General features: G+C 70.4%; 15 protein-coding genes and 1 riboswitch. Of the genes, 6 read left to right on the top strand and 9 right to left on the bottom strand.

What is annotated here, in order from left to right; all coding sequences use genetic code 11:
- Positions 1–72 precede the first annotated feature (72 nt).
- Positions 73–1,116, top strand: a complete 1,044-nt coding sequence (gene zapE / locus ACWEV3_RS01915; RefSeq protein WP_452612064.1) for a cell division protein ZapE — start codon at positions 73–75, stop codon at positions 1,114–1,116.
- A 12-nt stretch (positions 1,117–1,128) separates the two neighbouring features.
- Here zapE and ACWEV3_RS01920 read toward each other — a convergent pair whose 3' ends face one another.
- The gene (locus ACWEV3_RS01920) at positions 1,129–1,524 is read right to left on the bottom strand and encodes a winged helix-turn-helix transcriptional regulator (protein WP_452612065.1); all 396 of its coding nucleotides are present in this window, start codon (positions 1,522–1,524) and stop codon (positions 1,129–1,131) included.
- A 98-nt stretch (positions 1,525–1,622) separates the two neighbouring features.
- On the opposite strand from ACWEV3_RS01920, the gene ACWEV3_RS01925 reads away from it, so the two are divergent.
- Both ACWEV3_RS01925 and ACWEV3_RS01930 read left to right on the top strand, forming a co-directional pair.
- Positions 1,623–2,447: an NAD(P)H-binding protein gene (locus ACWEV3_RS01925; RefSeq protein WP_452612066.1), complete on the top strand. Its 825-nt coding sequence runs from the start codon at positions 1,623–1,625 to the stop codon at positions 2,445–2,447.
- Between the two features lie 40 nt (positions 2,448–2,487).
- A complete protein-coding gene (locus tag ACWEV3_RS01930; protein ID WP_452612067.1) occupies positions 2,488–3,351 on the top strand; it encodes a haloalkane dehalogenase in 864 nt (287 codons plus the stop codon).
- Positions 3,352–3,429: 78 nt separating this feature from the next.
- Here ACWEV3_RS01930 and ACWEV3_RS01935 read toward each other — a convergent pair whose 3' ends face one another.
- Together ACWEV3_RS01935 and lepA are read right to left on the bottom strand one after the other, a co-directional pair.
- The gene (locus ACWEV3_RS01935; RefSeq protein WP_452612068.1) at positions 3,430–5,769 is read right to left on the bottom strand and encodes an arylsulfatase; all 2,340 of its coding nucleotides are present in this window, start codon (positions 5,767–5,769) and stop codon (positions 3,430–3,432) included.
- A gap of 455 nt (positions 5,770–6,224) precedes the next feature.
- Positions 6,225–8,075: a translation elongation factor 4 gene (gene lepA / locus ACWEV3_RS01940; RefSeq protein ID WP_358576694.1), complete on the bottom strand. Its 1,851-nt coding sequence runs from the start codon at positions 8,073–8,075 to the stop codon at positions 6,225–6,227.
- A 129-nt stretch (positions 8,076–8,204) separates the two neighbouring features.
- On the opposite strand from lepA, the gene ACWEV3_RS01945 reads away from it, so the two are divergent.
- Positions 8,205–8,789 (top strand): class I SAM-dependent methyltransferase, encoded by a 585-nt coding sequence (locus ACWEV3_RS01945; RefSeq protein WP_452612069.1) that lies wholly within the window; start codon positions 8,205–8,207, stop codon positions 8,787–8,789.
- Positions 8,790–8,811: 22 nt separating this feature from the next.
- On the opposite strand, the gene ACWEV3_RS01950 is transcribed toward ACWEV3_RS01945, so the two are convergent.
- From ACWEV3_RS01950 to ACWEV3_RS01960, 3 genes are all read right to left on the bottom strand, one after another.
- A complete protein-coding gene (locus ACWEV3_RS01950; RefSeq protein ID WP_358576692.1) occupies positions 8,812–9,201 on the bottom strand; it encodes a VOC family protein in 390 nt (129 codons plus the stop codon).
- A 49-nt stretch (positions 9,202–9,250) separates the two neighbouring features.
- Positions 9,251–10,114 carry an EamA family transporter gene (locus ACWEV3_RS01955; RefSeq protein ID WP_452612070.1) on the bottom strand — a complete coding sequence of 288 codons (864 nt, stop codon included), beginning with the start codon at positions 10,112–10,114 and terminating at the stop codon, positions 9,251–9,253.
- Between the two features lie 207 nt (positions 10,115–10,321).
- Complete coding sequence (locus ACWEV3_RS01960; protein WP_358306333.1) at positions 10,322–11,128, bottom strand: TSUP family transporter; 807 nt, start codon at positions 11,126–11,128, stop codon at positions 10,322–10,324.
- 209 nt (positions 11,129–11,337) lie between these two features.
- Here ACWEV3_RS01960 and rpsT point away from each other — a divergent pair, with 209 nt between their 5' ends.
- Positions 11,338–11,598: a 30S ribosomal protein S20 gene (gene rpsT / locus ACWEV3_RS01965; RefSeq protein WP_093271622.1), complete on the top strand. Its 261-nt coding sequence runs from the start codon at positions 11,338–11,340 to the stop codon at positions 11,596–11,598.
- Between the two features lie 70 nt (positions 11,599–11,668).
- On the opposite strand, the gene holA is transcribed toward rpsT, so the two are convergent.
- Entirely contained in the window at positions 11,669–12,655 is a 987-nt protein-coding gene (gene holA / locus ACWEV3_RS01970) for a DNA polymerase III subunit delta (RefSeq protein WP_452612071.1), read from the bottom strand.
- 96 nt (positions 12,656–12,751) lie between these two features.
- Positions 12,752–12,884: riboswitch (SAM riboswitch) on the top strand.
- A 12-nt stretch (positions 12,885–12,896) separates the two neighbouring features.
- On the opposite strand from holA, the gene thrC reads away from it, so the two are divergent.
- Entirely contained in the window at positions 12,897–14,165 is a 1,269-nt protein-coding gene (gene thrC, locus ACWEV3_RS01975; RefSeq protein ID WP_132489125.1) for a threonine synthase, read from the top strand.
- Between the two features lie 102 nt (positions 14,166–14,267).
- On the opposite strand, the gene ACWEV3_RS01980 is transcribed toward thrC, so the two are convergent.
- Positions 14,268–16,619: a ComEC/Rec2 family competence protein gene (locus ACWEV3_RS01980; protein ID WP_452612072.1), complete on the bottom strand. Its 2,352-nt coding sequence runs from the start codon at positions 16,617–16,619 to the stop codon at positions 14,268–14,270.
- Entirely contained in the window at positions 16,616–17,179 is a 564-nt protein-coding gene (locus tag ACWEV3_RS01985; RefSeq protein ID WP_452612073.1) for a helix-hairpin-helix domain-containing protein, read from the bottom strand. The genes ACWEV3_RS01980 and ACWEV3_RS01985 overlap by 4 nt, the downstream gene beginning before the upstream one ends.
- Positions 17,180–17,352 lie beyond the last annotated feature (173 nt).

Below are 17,352 nucleotides of genomic sequence, written 5' to 3' on the forward strand. Positions count from 1 at the left end.
CCAACCTCCCCGACACCACCCGTACTCTACATCCATAGAGCCTCTACGTTTGCAGAGTCGTGGGGAGGGAAGTTGACCGACCGAGCCGGAACACTGCGTGCGCGCTTCGACCTGGCGGCCGCGCAGCAAGGCTTCGAACTCGACGAAGCGCAACGACCGGTAGCCGACAAGCTCGCCGCGCTCGGCGCTGAGCTGCGGAAGCACTTCCACCGGCCGCGCGGGCTCTACCTGCACGGGCCGGTGGGGCGCGGCAAGAGCTTCCTGGTGAACACGTTCTTCGCCGAAGCACCCGTCCGCGGCAAACTGCGCGTGCACTTCCACGACTTCTTCGACCGGCTGCACCGCACCGCCGCCCGGCACCGCGCGTCGAGCGGATCGAGCGCGGTGGACTCGGCGGTGGCCGAGCTGCTCGACGGATGCCGACTGGTGTGCTTCGACGAGTTCCACGTGCACGATCCCGGCGACGCGGGGCTGATCACCCACCTGCTGCACGCCCTGCACGCGCGCCGCGTCACGCTCGTGACGACGTCGAACTACCCGCCGGCCGGGCTGCTGCCCAACCCGCTGCACCACCACTTGTTCCTGCCCGCCATCGAGCTCATCGAGGCGCACCAGGAAGTCATCACGCTCGCGGGCCCCACCGACTACCGGACCACCAACCGGCAAGGGCGCTTCGCCGAAGGCACCTGGCAATGGCCGGGGAGCGAATTCCCGCCGCCCGGCAGCGAGGAGCAGAGCACGCTGCTCATCAACGGCCGGAACCTCCGCGCACTGGCCGTGCGGAACCGGCTGGTGTGGTTCGACTTCCACGAGCTCTGCGCGACGCCCACCTCGACGCGGGACTACCTCGCTCCCGCCGAGCGGTTCGACACCTGGGTGATCAGCGGCGTGCCCAGGCTCGCAGACTGCGGACCGGACGCCCGCCAGCGCTTCGCCAACGTCGTGGACGTGTTGTGCGACAAGGACATCACCACGCACGTGCTGGCCGATCACAGCATCGCCGGAACGCTCGCGGACGGCACCGACGTCGCACGCACCGCCAGCCGGCTCGCCCTGCTCAGGCCGGTTCCGCTCAGCGAAGCGGCAACCGGCGACGCCGTTCCCGCGAGGCCGTAGCCGGCCTTCGGATCACGCGCGGATTCGCTTCCTGGCGTCGTAGTCCTGGCGGGCCCGCTCGACCTCGTCCAGGTTGACCGACCATTCCGCGAGCGCGGCGAAAAGAGGCGCCAGGCTGCGCCCGAGGTCGCTGATCTCGTACTCCACCCGCGGCGGGACCTCGGCGTAGTAGCTGCGCACGACGAGACCGTCCCGCTCCAGGGCGCGGAGCCGCTGGGTCAGCACCTTGGGAGTGATCGAGGTGATCCGGCGTTGCAGTTCAACGAACCGCTGGCGGCCGTACTCGTGGAGCGCCCACAGGATCGGCGTGGTCCACCGGCTGAAGACGATGTCGACCACCGGCGCGATCGGGCAGGCGTTCTCCGGAGCGACCTCTCCGCCACCGCGCCAACGTGTGTCCTCCCGCACATTTCCCCCTCTCGTCCAATACTTTCTTCTAGGTACCTACTAGCCCACCGATAGTAGCTTCGCCGAGTCAACGCAGGAACTCGGAAACGGAGCACGAAATGATCGTGGTGACCGGAGCGACCGGGAACGTCGGGCGGCCGCTGGTGCAGTCCCTCGTCGCGGCGGGCGAGGAAGTGGCGGCGGTGTCCCGGCGGATCTCCGCCCAGGACGTGCCAGCGGGCGTGCGGCACCAGCAGGCCGACCTGGCGGATCCGGCGGAACTCAAAGCCGCCGTCGATGGGGCCACTGCCCTTTTCCTGCTGACCTCCGGCGATTTCGCCGGAGCCGGTGGCAGCCTCGACACCGTCCTGGACGTAGCGCGGGCCGGCGGCGTTCGGCGGGTCGTGCTGCTGTCATCGCAGGGCGTCAGCACCGGGCACCACCCGCCGGTGTTCGAGGACGCGGTCAAGCGATCGGGCCTGGAATGGACCTTGCTGCGGCCGGGGAACTTCGCCTCCAACTCCTTCCAATGGGCCGAAACGGTCCGCGCGCGGCGAGCGATCGCCGCACCGTTCGGCGATGTCGGGCTGCCCGCCGTCCACCCGGGCGACATCGCCGAGATCGCCGCCATCTCATTGCGCGACGCCCGCCACGCCGGCCACTCATACGCCCTGACCGGGCCGGCGCCGATCACTCCCCGGCAGCAGGCCGCGGCGATCGGCGAGGCGCTGGGCGAGCCGGTGCGGTTCGTCGAGCAGACCCGGGCGGAAGCCAAAGCCCAGATGATCCGTTCCATGCCCGAACCGGTCGTCGACAGCACCCTCGACATCCTGGGCACGCCGGGTTCCCTGCAGCAGGTCAGCCCCGACGTCGAGCGGATCCTCGGCCGGCCTGCCCGCACGTTCGCCGAGTGGGCGGCGAACAACATCGCGGCCTTCGAGTGACCGCGACCAACACGATCTGAACCGCAACGGAGACAACACCTTGCCTGTCGCACGCGTTCTCGACTCGACCATGTTCTACCGGGAGACCGGCACCGGCGTGCCGATCGTCTTCCTGCACGGCAACCCCACCTCGTCATACCTGTGGCGGCGAGTCCTGCCGGCCGTGGGCGATCCCGGCCGGCGGCTGGCGCCGGATCTGATCGGCATGGGCGACTCGGGCAAGCCCGGCATCGACTACACCTTCGACGACCACGCCCGCTACCTGGACGCGTGGTTCGATGCGCTGGACCTCGACGCCGTCGTCCTCATCGGACACGATTGGGGCGGCGCACTCGCCTTCGACTGGGCCGCCCGACATCCCGGCCGGGTCCGTGGCGTCGCGTTCACCGAGACGATCGTGAAACCGATGTCCTGGCAGGAGTTCCCGGCAGCGGGCCGCGAACTCTTCCGCTCGTTCAAAACGCCGGGCGTCGGCGAGGAGATGGTTCTGGACGGCGACCTCTTCGACGGGCTGCAGGGCACCGTCGCCACCCCGCTCGACGCCGAGACCCTCGATGCCTACCGCAAGCCCTACGCCACCCGCGACAGCCGCCTGCCGCTGCTGCGCTGGACGCGTGCGATGCCGCTGGGCGGAGAGCCGGCCGACGTCACCGCCAGGGTCCGCGACTACGACGAGTGGCTGGCGACCAGCGCGGACGTGCCCAAGTTGATGCTCACCTTCGAACCCGGACCAGGAACGATGATGATCCCGCAGCTCATCGACTGGTGCGCCGCCAACATCGCCAACCTCGACATCGCCCACCGCGAACTCGTCGCCGGTCACCACACCCCGGAGGACCACCCCGAAGCGATCGCCACCGCAGTCGCGTCCTGGCTGGACGAACACGACCTGCGGACGGCATGACCGCGAGCGCTTTCGGCGCCACCGTTGAGCGCGTTGGGGTTCCCATGCTCAACCGGCCGCAACCAGCGCCCACATCGACTACTCGTGCGCGGCTCGGAACGCGTGCTCGGCGACGAGGTCGGAGTGCTGGTCGACGCCTAGGTCGACGCGCAGGCTGTGCAGTCGACCGGTGAACCGGTTGTCGACGGCCGCGTAGTCGTCGGTCACCGGCGAGGCGCGGTCTACCCCGATGTCGAAGGTCTCGTCGAATGCGAAGTAGTACGGGATCGTCGCATCGATCCGCCCGGCTGCGACCTCGTCACCATCGACCGACAACACCGCCGTACCTCCGTTGCCGACACCGCCACCGTCGTAGTCGAACCGCAGCCGGACCTCGTGCTCCCCGGCGGGCACCGACCGCGGCGCCCGCACCCGGTGCACCGTCAGCCCGAAGTAGTTGTAGGCGTAGCAGGGCCTGCCCTCGTGGAAGTAGAACGACCACCCCCCGAACCTGCCGCCCTGCGCCACCAGCACGCCCTCCGCGCCGTCGGCGGGAACCTCGACCAGGGCGGTCAGTTCGTGCGAGCGGTTCTTGACGTTCGGCGCCGTCTCCTCCGTCAACCGCCCGGCTCCCGCGTGGAAGGTGATCGAGCGGCGCTCGCCCATCAGATCCAACCGCCCGGCCTCCAACGGGTTCTCCCGCTCGGTCATCCGATCGTCCAGCGGCAGCACGTTGTGCTTCGCCGCCTCGATCAGGAACAACTGCTGGAGTTCCCGCAGCGTCTCCGGATGCTCTGCCGCCAGGTCGCGGGCCTGCGTCCAGTCCACGTTGGTGTCGTAGAGCTCCCACCGGTCGTCGTCGAACGAGCGGCGCGCACCGTCCTGCACCATCACCCACGGGGTGCCGTGCCTGGTCACCGCCATCCAACCGTCGCGGTAGATGCCGCGGTTGCCGACCATCTCGAAGTACTGCACCCGATGCCGGCCCGGCGCATCCGCGTCGTTGAAGCTGTAGAGTATGCTGGTGCCCTCGATGGGCTGCTGCGCAATGCCGTTGACCTCGACCGGGTGCGGCAGCCCCGCCGCCTCCAGGATGGTGGGAACGACGTCGATCACGTGGTGGAACTGGTTCCGGATCCCGCCCCGCTCGGCGATCCCGAGCGGCCAGTGCACGATCATCCCGTCCCGGATCCCGCCGAAGTGCGATGCGACCTGCTTCGTCCACTGGTATGGCGTGTTCATCGCCAACGCCCAGCCGACCGGGTAGTGCGCGTGCGTGGTCGCATCACCCAGCGCCATATCCTGCGAATTGATGAACTCGGCGCTGTCCGGGATGCCGCTGGCGAAGCGGTGCTCGTTGAGAGTCCCGCCCAGACCGCCCTCGGCCGAGGCACCGTTGTCCCCGAGGATGTAGACGAAAAGCGTGTTGTCCAGCTCACCCAACTCCTGCAAGGCGTCGACGAACCGTCCGACCTGGACATCCGTGTGCTCCGCGAAACCCGCGTAGAGCTCCATCAGCGAAGCCGCCGCGCACCGCTCGGAGTCCGACAGCTCGTCCCAATGCGGCACGCCCTCGGCCCACGGCGCCAGCTCCGCGTCCCGCGGCACCACACCGAGTTCCTTCTGCCGCCGCAGGGTGATCTCGCGCTGCGCATCCCAGCCGTGGTCGAACTTCCCCCGGTAGCGCTCCCGGAACTCCTTCGGCACGTGGTAGGGCGCGTGCGTGGCACCGAACGGCAGGTAGGCGAAGAACGGGTTGTCCGGTTTGAGGGCCCGCTGGTTGCGCACCCAATCGATGGCCTGATCGACGAGGTCCTCGGACAGGTGGTAGCCGTCCTCCGGCCCGCGCGAGGGCTCCACCGGATTCGTGCCGTCGAACAGCACCGGATACCAGTGGTTCATCTCCGCGCACAGGAAACCGTAGAACTTCTCGAAGCCCTCACCGGTCGGCCACCGGTCGAACGGCCCGGCGGCGCTCACGTCTCGCGCAGGCGTCTGGTGCCACTTGCCGAAGGCCGCCGTGTTGTAGCCGTTGCCCTGCAAGACCTGACCGATCGTCGCGGCACTCAACGGCCGGATGCCGCAGTAGCCGGGCGCGGCGCTGGCCATCTCGGTCGTGACGCCCATCCCGACCGAATGGTGGTTGCGGCCGGTCAGCAGCGCCTGGCGGGTCGGCGAGCAGATCGCGGTGACGTGAAACCGGCTGTAACGCAGGCCGCCGTCGGCCAACCGGTCCGCGGTCGGCATCTGGCACGGCCCGCCGAAGGCGCTCGGTGCGCCGAAACCCATGTCGTCGATGAGCACCACCACGACGTTCGGCGCGCCCTCCGGTGGGCGCAGCGGCTGCCGCGGCGCGAACGCCGGGCGTTGATCGCGCACGTCGAACGCGGTCGCGGACGGCGGCTCGGGATCCGGAATCGGCAACCGATCACGCGACATCTGCACGCCCTACCTCCCACGATTTCGACGCCGTACCAGCGAACCGGGCGCGGAGCATCGGAAAACACCAACCCCACAAGGCTTTCCACACCGCATGCTAGTGGGCGAACACCTGAACCCCAGCATTGCGGATGTGTCCCGGATCGCAAGATCCCGGCAGCATTCCTGGTCAGCCGGTATCAGTGGCAGTCAGACGTGGAAGATGGCTGTCTCATCCGGCGAGCGCGGGCCGAACCGCTGCGATCGCAACGCGGGACCACCCCTCGGTCGCGGCACATGGGTGCTGGCCGACCGCGACCCGGCTGCACTTCGCCAACCTCATCGACGTGCCGTACGACAAGGCCATCACCACCCGGGTGATGGCCGACCGCGGTTTCGCCGGAACGCTGCGGCGCGGAACCGACGTCGAACGGACCGCCGCCTCGCCCCGCTCCGCCCGCTGGCGGTGCCCTGAGCTACTTCTTGCCCTTGGCCTTGTCGTCCTTGGCCTCGTCGGTGGACAGCGCCGCCACGAAGGCTTCCTGCGGGACCTCGACGCGGCCGATGGTCTTCATCCGCTTCTTGCCTTCCTTCTGCTTCTCCAGCAGCTTGCGCTTCCGGCTGATGTCACCGCCGTAGCACTTGGCGAGCACGTCCTTGCGGATCGCGCGGATCGTCTCGCGGGCGATGATCCGCGACCCGATCGCCGCCTGGATCGGCACCTCGAACTGCTGCCGCGGGATCAGCTCGCGCAGCTTCGAGGCCATCTTCGTGCCGTAGGCGTAGGCGGCGTCGCGGTGCACGATCGCGCTGAACGCGTCCACCGGCTCGCCCTGCAGCAGGATGTCGACCTTCACCAGGTTCGACGCCTGCATACCCGACTCCTCGTAGTCCATCGAGGCATAACCGCGGGTCCGCGACTTCAGCTGGTCGAAGAAGTCGAACACGATCTCCGCGAGCGGCAGCGAGTAGCGCAGCTCGACCCGGCTCTCCGACAGGTAGTCCATCCCGGAGAGCTGCCCGCGCCGGCTCTGGCACAGCTCCATGATCGTGCCCACGAACTCCGACGGCGCGATGATCGTGCACTTGGCGACCGGCTCCAGGACGTCCTTGATCTTGCCCTCGGGCCAGTCGGACGGGTTGGTCACCACCAACTCCGACCCGTCCTCCATCTCCACGTGGTAGACCACGTTCGGCGCCGTGGAGATCAGGTTCAGGTTGAACTCGCGCTCCAGCCGGTCCCGGGTGATCTCCAGGTGGAGCAGACCGAGGAAACCGCAGCGGAAACCGAAGCCCAGCGCCCCGGAGGTCTCCGGCTCGTAGGTCAGGGCGGCGTCGTTGAGCTGCAGCTTGTCCAGCGCCTCGCGCAGCAGCGGGTAGTCCGTGCCGTCCACCGGGTAGAGCCCGGAGTACACCATCGGCTTCGGCTCGCGGTAGCCGCTGAGCGGCTCCTCCGCGCCCTTGCGCTCGGCGGTGATCGTGTCACCGACCTTGGACTGGCGGACGTCCTTCACCCCGGTGATCAGGTAGCCGACCTCGCCGACGCCGAGGCCCCCCGACGGCTTCGGCTCCGGCGAGATGATGCCGACTTCCAGCAGCTCGTGGGTCGCGCCGGTGGACATCATCCGGATCCGCTGCCGCGGGGTGATCTTGCCGTCGACCACCCGGATGTAGGTCACCACGCCGCGGTAGGTGTCGTAGACCGAGTCGAAGATCATCGCGCGCGGCGGCGCGTCGGAGACGCCCTTGGGCGCCGGGATCTGCCGCACCACCTCGTCGAGCACCGACCCGACGCCCTCACCGGTCTTGGCCGACACCCGCAGCACGTCCTCCGGCTCGCAGCCGATGATGTGCGCCAGCTCGGCGGCGTACTTGTCGGGCTCGGCGGCCGGCAGGTCGATCTTGTTGAGCACGGGGATGATCTGCAGGTCGTGCTCCATCGCGAGGTACAGGTTAGCCAGCGTCTGCGCCTCGATGCCCTGCGCGGCGTCGACCAGCAGCACCGCGCCCTCGCAGGCCGCCAGCGACCGGCTGACCTCGTAGGTGAAGTCGACGTGACCGGGGGTGTCGATCATGTGCAGCACGTGGTCGACGCCGTCGGAGGTCCACGGCAGGCGCACGTTCTGCGCCTTGATCGTGATGCCGCGCTCCCGCTCGATGTCCATCCGGTCGAGGTACTGCGCCCGGTACGCGCGCTCCTCCAGCACACCGGTCAGCTGCAGCATGCGGTCGGCCAGCGTCGACTTGCCGTGGTCGATGTGCGCGATGATGCAGAAGTTCCGGATTCGCTCCGGGGGCGTGAACGTGGTGTCGGCGAAACTGCTCACTCAGTGTTCCTCGCGGATGTCGACTGGTGCGGGGTTCACCCCATCGTCCCATGACACGCCTGGTACTCGGCGTCCAACTCCGGGTCATCCCCGATGCGAGCACCGGCTCCGGGCTGCTGAGCTGGTCCTATGGGTCATTTCGCCGGTTTCGCCCTGGATCGTGCGTTCGGTCACCCGCGCGGTCTGCTGGGTGCCGCGGGCGGCGCGCTGATGGCGCGCGGCAACGCGGCGGCCGAGCACCAGGTGGTGCGGTTGGCCAAGCTGACCGGCGCGGAAGATGTCCTGGTGATCGGGCCCGGGCCCGGCGTGGGGCTGCGAGCGGCAGGCGAGCGTGCGGCGCGGGTGGTCGCGGTCGAACCGTCGGCACCCATGCGGCAGGCATCCTGCCGCCGGTGCGCGGAGCTGCCCAACGTCGCCGTCGAGGACGGCACCGCCGAAGCGACCGGGCAGCCGGACGCCGCGTTCGACGTGGTGCTGAGCGTGAACAACGTCCAGCTGTGGCCGGATCGCGCCACAGCGCTCGCCGAGCTGCACCGCGTGCTCCGGCCCGGCGGCGTCCTGCTGCTGTCGACCCACGAGCGCTGGCTGCCCGGCGGCCGGGCCGGCCTCCACTCCGACGTCCAGGCGGCGGGCTTCGCCGACGTTCAGACCTGGGCCTGGCAACCGGACCACGGCACCGCCCAGGCCCAAACCCGGGCCATCCGGCCGGACTAGGGCCGCCGACGAGTGCCGGCGATCACTCCGGGGCAGGGTCGCGGACGTCGGTCCGGATCGGGTGATCGGCCGGGATTTCGACCAGCACGATGCGCATCCCGTCCGGATCGGCCACCCAGCCCTCGTCGAGGCCCCACGGCTGCCGCGCCGGCTCCGCCAGGACCGTCACGCCACGGCCCCGGAGCCGCTCGAACTCCGCCCGCACGTCCCGCACCTGCAACCAGAGCACCTGATCCGGGCTCGGCCCCGGCCCGCCCGTGCCGGAGATCTCCAGAAAACCCTGCCCCAGGAAGAAAACCGTGCCACCGGGGAACTCCCGCGAGACGGCCAGCCCGAGCACATCGCGGTAGAACCGCAACGACCGCTGCCAATCCCGCGGCCGGAGGATCAATCGGCTGTTCAAGACCTCCATGCCCCGTTTCTACCCGTGCGGACCGGCGGCCGCCGAGCAACCGGGGCCATCAGGCGATGCCGAGGAGCACCACCCCGGCCAGGACCACCACGGCACCCGTCATCCGGCGCGTCGGCTGGGCTTCGCCCAGGAGCCGCCAGGCCAGCAGGCCCGCTAGGACGATGCTCAGCTCCCGGGCCGGGGCCACCAGGCTCACCGGGGCGAGCTGCATCGCGAACAGGACGAGGATGTACGCCAGCGGCGACAGCAACGCCACCGCCAGGATCTCGCGGCGGTGCTCCCGCCACGTGCGCGCGATCTGGGTCCGCCGGGTCGCCGCGTACGGGCTGAGCATCACCGAGCGGGCGAAGTTGCTCGTCCAGTCGAACACCAGCGGAGAAAGCGCCAGGCCCGTCACCGCGTGCGCGTCCCACACCGTGTAGATCGCGATCAGCGAGCCGGTCAGCAGGCCGAAACCGACGCCCGCCAGGCTCGCGCCGGAACGCGGTACCCCGTCGGACAGGCCGATCACGAACACCCCGGCGACCACCAGCAGCCCGCCGAGCACCCCGAGCCAGCCCGGGCGCTCCCCCAGGACCACCACCGCGATGATCATCGCCAGCATCGGGCCAGTGCCGCGGGCCAGCGGGTACACCACCGACATGTCGCCGACCGCGTAGCCGCGCTGCAGCAGCAGGAAGTACGCCAGGTGCACGACCGCACTGACCAGCACGCCCAGCAGCCAGTCGCCCAGCACGGGCATCCCAGTCCAGAGCAGCGATCCCGCCGCCACCGGCAGGTACAGCACGGCGCTGCACGTCGCAGTCAGCCACACGAACCCGGCACCGGCCGACCCGGCGCGCTTGGCGAAGAAGTTCCACCCCGCGTGCGCGAACGCGGCGGTGACGACGAGGAGAACGGCGGCCAGGCCCATGGGAACCCTCTCCGTGCCACGCGGGCGCGCGGCATCCGGGTTCCTCCAGGCTTTTGTCCCGTCAGATGTGCGACCGCACTCCTTCCGCGATCGCCGGTGCCGCTCGGACCGGTCCCCCGCGCTCCTAGTTGTGGTGACCTGCAGCGGAGCGGGAGCGGAACCCTAGGCACAACCAGACGTTGATGTTACTCCGTCCGATTCCCGCGTCTACACGCCCGCGGCGAGCTTCCAGCCGAGGCTGATGACGAGCCCGACGACCACCGTCAGGAAAACCCGCCGCACGAAACCGGATCCGCGCTTCGCGGCGACCATCGCGCCGAGGACGCTGCCCGCCATGTTGCTCGCGGCCATCACCAGCGCCAAGCCCCACAGCACCTTGCCCGCCGGGATGAAGAACGCGAGCGCGCCGATGTTCGTGGCGACGTTGACGACCTTCGCCGTCGCCGATGCAGTGACGAACGCGAAACCGACCAGGCCGACGAGCAGGAACACCAGGAACGAGCCGGTACCGGGCCCCGCGATGCCGTCCCAGAAGCCGATCAGGGCGCCGCCGGCGAGCATCACGAGCAGCTGCGCACGCCGCTCGAAGCGCGGCGCATCGGACGAACCCAGCTCGGGCTTGCGCCAGGTGTAGATGCCGACGACCGCCAACGCGACCAGCACGATGACGTTGAGGACCTGCGACGGAAGCGCATCGGCCAGGACGGCTCCGCCCAGCGACCCGAGCAGCGCGACGATCGCCATCGACAGCGCGGCCTGCCAGTCGATCGGCGTCCGCTTCGCATACGTCCGGGCGGCGGCCGCTGTCCCGGCGATCGCCGCCACCTTGTTGGTGGCCAGCGAGTAGATCACCTCGCCGCCGGGCAGGAGCAGCAGCATCGCGGGCAGCTGGATCAGGCCGCCACCGCCCACGATGGCGTCGACCGCCCCGGCCAGGAACGCGGCGCAGCAGAGGAACAACAGCCCGGCCAGGGAAAGTTCCGCGAATCCGGGCCAGTTCAACGCATCGAGCACGAAGAGTGACCCTATGGTCCGCAGGCGCGGGATCCGAGCCGATGTGACCGCCGTCGCCCGGTCCCGCCCGCCACCATCGGCGCAGGTGGCCGCTGTTAACATGGACGACCGTGCCGTGCGGCATTCCGCCGTGGAGGAAATCTGCCCTGGGGGCAGCGCCGACAACAGCGCGGCACGATCGATTCAACAGACTGAGAAGAGGCGCCACAGTGGCCAACATCAAGTCCCAGATGAAGCGGATCAAGACCAACGAGCTGGCCCGGCAGCGGAACAAGGCCGTGAAGTCCGCGGTCAAGACCGCCATCCGCAAGTTCCGCGAGGCCGCTGACGCCGGCGAGAAGGACAAGGCCATCGAGCTGCAGCAGGCCGCCAGCCGCGCGCTGGACAAGGCCGCCAGCAAGGGCGTCATCCACAAGAACCAGGCCGCGAACAAGAAGTCCGCGCTGGCGCAGCGCGCCAACCAGCTCTGAGCTGAGGCCGAGCTTCCGGCCCCCTTCCCGCACGGGGAGGGGGCCGTTTGCATTCACGGGAAAGCGCGGGTCACGAACGCTGGTTGCGGAGCTCCACGAGCCGGAGGACGGTCCGCTCCAGGGCGTAGGTGGCGTCGGCGGCCATGCCCTTGACCCCGGCGTTGACCTCCGCGACCGCCTGCAGCGCTTGCGCGAGGCTCGATGCGTTCCAGCCGCGGGACTGCGCCAGCGCCTTCTTCACCTTCCACGCGGGCATGCCGAGCTCGCCCGCCAGCCGGAACGGATCGTTCCGGCCGCCCGCTGCGGCGACCCGGCCGATGGTGCGCACCGAATCGGCGAGGGCATCGGCGATCAGCACGTGCGGAACGCCGAGCTGCACGGCCCACCGCAAGGCCTCCAGCGCCGCCGCCCGATCACCGGTCACCGCCTTCTCCGCGACCGCGAACCCGGTCACCTCCGCGCGCCCGCGGTGGTAGCGGCGCACCGCCGTCTCGTCGACCTTGCCGCCGGTGTCGGCGACCAGCTGCGTCGCCGCGGCCGACAGCTCGCGCAGGTCCGAACCGACCGATTCGATCAGCGCGACCACACCGGCCGCATCGGTCTTCCCGCCGGCCCGGCGCACCTCGTCGCGGACGAACGCCTCCCGCTCCGCGGGCTTGGTGATCTTGTTGCACTCGGTGACGCGCGCGCCGAGTTTGCGCAGCGCATTGGGCAGTTCCTTGGCGTGCTTCGACCGGCCGCCGCCGGTGTGCACGACGACGAGCGTGACGCCGTCCGCCGGCTGCCGGGCGTACGTCAGCAGCGCTTCGGCGATCTCCTTGCCCGCGTCCTGCGCGGACTCCACGGCCAGCACCCGGCCCTCGGCGAACAACGAAGGGCTGAGCAGCTCCGCCAGCTCCGGAGGAGTGAGTTCACTCACCTTCACCCGGCGCAGCTCGGCCTCCGGGTCCACGGCGCGGGCCGCTCCGACGGCCGCCCACAGCGCGCGTTCCACCAGCAGTTCTTCGTCGCCGATAACCAGATGCAGCGGATCGGGGACCACGGCCGGTGCGCTCATGCACGCATCGTCGCACGCACCCGCGACTGTCCCGCCATCTGGATCGTGCTGGCCAGAACCCGGCGCGGTCCACTAGCGTTGCCAGCACAACCGAATAGCTCATCCAGAGGGGCAGAGGGAACGGCCCGATGAAGCCCCGGCAACCGTTCGTCAGCGAATCGTGATTTCACCCGCGAGGTCTCTGACGAAAGCGGTGCCAATTCCGACCCGTCCGCGGGACAGATGAGGAGAGGACCTCGCGATGACCGCTGCTGCCCATGCCCAGAATTCGGCGAAGAAGACCTACGACCTGGGCAATGCCGTCGAACTGGTGTCCAAGGAAGAGGGCCACCGGCAGCCGCTGGCCCCGGAATTCGTCTCCTTGGAAGACTTCTCCCCGCTCGAGGTCGCGTACGACTTCGGCCGGATCCGCCGCGAGGACATCGAGGCCGGCCCGCGTTCCATCTGGCGCTACAAGCAGCTGCTCCCGGTTCCCTCCAACGTCGAGGAGCACCCGAACACCGACCCGGGCTGTACCCGGCTGATCCGGGCCGACAACCTCGCGAAGGCGTTGGGCGTCAAGCGGATCTGGATCAAGGACGACACCGGCAACCCGACCCACTCCTTCAAGGACCGCGTCGTCGCGGTGGCGCTGGCCGCCGCCCGCGAATTCGGCTTCAAGGTGCTGGCCTGCCCCTCCACCGGCAACCTCGCCAACGCGGTGGCCGCAGCCGCGGCCCGCGCCGGCTGGGACTCGGTGGTGCTGGTGCCCAAGACCCTGGAGCGCGCCAAGATCCTGATGAGCGCGGTCTACGACGGTTCGCTGCTGGCCGTCGACGGCAACTACGACGACGTGAACCGGCTGGCCACCGAGCTCGCCGCCGAGCACGAGGACTGGGCGTTCGTCAACGTCAACGTCCGGCCCTACTACTCCGAAGGCTCGAAGACCCTGGCCTTCGAGGTCGCCGAGCAGCTCGGCTGGCGCATCCCCGAGCAGATCGTGGTGCCGATCGCCTCCGGCTCGCAGCTGACCAAGGTCTACAAGGGATTCAACGAGCTCGGCCAGGTCGGCCTGGTGGAGCCGAGCCCGGTGCGGATCTTCGGTGCGCAGGCCACCGGCTGCTCCCCGGTGTCGACGGCGTACAAGAACGGCCACGACGTGGTCCAGCCGGTGCGGCCGGACACCATCGCCCGGTCGCTGGCCATCGGCGCTCCCGCCGACGGCCCCTACGTGCTCGACATCGTGCGCAAGACCGGCGGCGCCATCGAGGACGTCACCGACGACGAGGTCCGCGACGGCATCCGGCTGCTGGCGCGCACCGAGGGCATCTTCGCCGAGACGGCCGGTGGGGTCACCGTGGCCACGGCGAAGAAGCTCATCGAGGCGGGCAAGATCGACCCCGACGCCGAGACCGTGCTGCTGATCACCGGTGACGGCCTGAAGACCCTGGACGCGGTGCAGGACCAGATCGGCCCGAAGGCCACCGTCGCGCCGACCACCGAAGCGGTCAACCAGGCGCTCGGCCTCTGAGCCGACCTGACGACCTGGTTCGAGGGCGTGGCGTCACCGCACGGCGGTGGCGCCGCGCTTTCGTCCACAAGGGACGACTGCGGACGCTCGGGTCGCCTCGTCCTACGACTCGCCTGCGCGCAGCGGGTCGCCCCGGGCTGCGTAGCGGGGGCCATGCGGGCCGGGCAGGATCGCGATATCTCCTTCCTGGTCGGTGCGCAGCACTTTCGTGCCCGCACGGGTGAGGTTGTCGACGATGAACGGGCTGGGGTGCCCGTAGGTGTTGCCGGCGCCGACGCTGATCACGGCCAGCCTCGGGCGCACTGCTTGCAGGAAACGCGGTGTGGTGTAACGGGATCCGTGGTGCGGGACCTTGAGCACATCGGCCCGGAGATCCGCACCGGAGGACACCAGCCGCCCCTGCCCGGGCAGTTCGACGTCGCCGGTGAGCAGAACCCGGCCGGCCGGGGTGGTCGCCAGCAGCACGATCGACGCGTCGTTGGCGTCGTCGGCCGACTGTGTGCGGGCCAGCACCGGGTCCGGGCCGAGCACGTCCAGGACGAGCCCCGGCCAGACCGCGCGCTGCCCGGACAACAGCGGCACGACCGGAACCCGGTGCGCGCGGGCATCCCTCTCGACGTCGTCCATCGCCCACGCCGGCTGCCGCAGCGGTCCGATCGCGACCGCGTCGACGGGGATCTTCCCCATCAGCGCGGCGAGCCCGCTCACGTGATCGGCGTGCAGGTGGGTGAGCACCGCCAGCGGGATCCGGCGGATCCCGAGCCGCCGCAGGCATTCCGCGGCCCGTTGCGGATCCGGCCCGGCGTCGACCACCACCGCCTCGTCCGGGCGACCGGTGGCCAGCACCAGCCCGTCGCCCTGGCCGACATCGCAGGCGACCATGCTCCAGCCCGGCACCGGCCAGCCGGGCAGCACGGTGCGCACCGGCACCACGACCAGCACCAAGAGCAGCAGCCCCACCGCGACAACCAGGCGAATCCGCTTGCCGCGCAAGGCGATCAGCCCGACCGCCGCGATCACCGCGAGCGCGGTCCCGCCGACGGCGCCCGAAGGCCAGTCGAACGCCGCGCCGGGAACCGCCGCCGCCCGCTCGGCGACCAGGATGATCCACTCCAGCTCCGGCGCCGCCAGCCGGCCGAACACGCCGGCCGACCAGGCCGATACCGGCGCCACCACGGTGGCCAGGACGCCGAACACCGTCGCCGGTGCGACGACGGGCCCGGCCAGCATGTTCGCCGGCACCGCCACCAGGCTGACCTCGCCGGAGAGCGCCGCGATCAGCGGAGCCGTGACGACGTGCGCCGCCAGCGGCACGGCGATCGCTTCCGCCAACCCGATCGGCACTCCCCTCGCCCGCAGCGCCGATGACCACACCGGCGCCAGCAGCACCAGCCCGGCGGTCGCCGCGACCGACAGCGCGAACCCCGCACTGGTCGCCAGGTCGGGCAGGAGCAGCAGCAAGCCGATCACGCTCGCGGACAGCGCCGGCAACGCCGACCGCTGCCTGCCCAGCACCAATGCGAGCAACGTGATCGCGCCCATCACCGCCGCGCGCAACACGCTCGGTTCCGGTCCGGCCAGGACGACGAACCCGACGAGCGCCGCGCCCGCACCCACGGCCGACATGACCGGCCCCGCGCCGACCAGGTGCAGCAGCACCAGCACCGCGCCGCACACGATCGCCAGGTTGGCACCCGAAACCGCCGTCAGGTGAGACAGCCCGGCGGTCTCGAAGTTCTGCTCCACCTCCGGCGGCAGCCGACCGGTGTCGCCGACCACCAGCCCCGGCAGCAGCCCCGCGGCGGCCGGGCCGAGCACGTCGGCCGAGACCCGCCGCAGGCCGTCCCGCAAGTCCTCCGCGACGCGCTGCCAACCCGGCGCGGCCGCGACGTCGGCCGGTGGGCCGAACACCTGGAAAGCCGCGACCGCGAGCTCACCGGCACGCGGCGGGGAGACCTTGCCGGTCGCCGTTACCTGTTGTCCGGCAATGAGGTTCCGCCACTGCTCGGTCGGGACCAGCAGCACCACCGCGCCGCCTGCCCGCACCCGACGCCCGGCCAACTCGCCTGCCTGCAACTCGGCGCGGACCAACGACCTGTCCGCCGCTCGCCGGGCTCCGAAGGACGCACCGCGCAACGGGGTCGGCGCGCTCGTCAACGTGACTCGCAGCGTCGCCCGTTCGCCGTGTCCGGCGGCCAGCCGCACCGGATGGTGCTCAACGGTGTGGACGCGAACCGCGATCCCGGTGGCGGCAACGCCCGCCAGCAGCAGGACCACGAGGGCACCCCTGGCGACCGGCCGGGCGCGTACCGCCTTCCACGCCAGCGGCGCGGCCAGCAGGGCGAGCAGCGCCACGACCGCGGCCGGAACCCAGCCCGCCAGCAATCCGGTCAACGTCACGGCCCAGACCGCGAGCGCGGCCGGGACCAGGCGCAGGTCGAGTCTCGCGATCACACCCGCACCACCTCCCGCAGCCGGTCGAACCGGGTTTCGCCGATCCCACCGACCTCCTTCAGCTGCTCCACCGAGTCGAAGCGGCCGTGTTCGGCCCGCCACTGCACGATCCGCTTGGCGGTGACCTCGCCGATGCCTGGTAGTTCATCGAGTTCGTCCTCCGTCGCGATGTTCAGATCGACCTTCCCGTCGCCGCCGGGTTGTCCGGGCTGCGGCGCCCCCGGCACGGCGACGTAGAGCTGCTCGCCGTCGGTCAGCCGGCGGGCCAGGTTGAGACCCGTCAGATCCGTGTCCGGCAGCGGGCCACCGGCCGACGCGACGGCGTCGGCCACCCGGGCACCCGGCGGCACGGTGACCAGGCCCGGGCGAGTCACCCGGCCGACGACGCTGACCACGAGCTCCGGCGGCGCCGCCGTCGTGACCGGGGCCGGCGGCACCACGATCGGCGGCGGCGCGGGTTCCGCCGTGGGCTGACCGGCCCACGTCACGGCCACGATGCAGACCAGCACCACCAAGGACACCAGGGCGAGCGCGAGCACGCCGATTCGGCCGGGGTCCACTCTGGACCTCAGCAGGGGCTCGGGTAGCCACCTCTCGGCCAGCCGCCGCCAAGGCGAGCCGGATCCGGTATCCGGTGGCGGCGCCGAGTAGTTCGGACCGGCGCGCTCCGCCGGATCATCACGGGACGCATGCCGCTGCAGGGTCTGAAGCCTGCTTCGCGGATCTAGTTCTT

It is taken from the genome of Saccharopolyspora sp. NPDC003752, assembly GCF_053605825.1.

Coding starts and splice junctions, on each gene's coding strand:
- ACWEV3_RS01925 (WP_452612066.1), top strand. CDS start 1,623: ATGATCGTGGTGACCGGAGCGACCGGGAACGTCGGGCGGCCGCTGGTG.
- ACWEV3_RS01935 (WP_452612068.1), bottom strand. CDS start 5,769: ATGTCGCGTGATCGGTTGCCGATTCCGGATCCCGAGCCGCCGTCCGCG.
- ACWEV3_RS01945 (WP_452612069.1), top strand. CDS start 8,205: ATGGGTCATTTCGCCGGTTTCGCCCTGGATCGTGCGTTCGGTCACCCG.
- ACWEV3_RS01950 (WP_358576692.1), bottom strand. CDS start 9,201: ATGGAGGTCTTGAACAGCCGATTGATCCTCCGGCCGCGGGATTGGCAG.
- ACWEV3_RS01955 (WP_452612070.1), bottom strand. CDS start 10,114: ATGGGCCTGGCCGCCGTTCTCCTCGTCGTCACCGCCGCGTTCGCGCAC.
- holA (WP_452612071.1), bottom strand. CDS start 12,655: ATGAGCGCACCGGCCGTGGTCCCCGATCCGCTGCATCTGGTTATCGGC.
- thrC (WP_132489125.1), top strand. CDS start 12,897: ATGACCGCTGCTGCCCATGCCCAGAATTCGGCGAAGAAGACCTACGAC.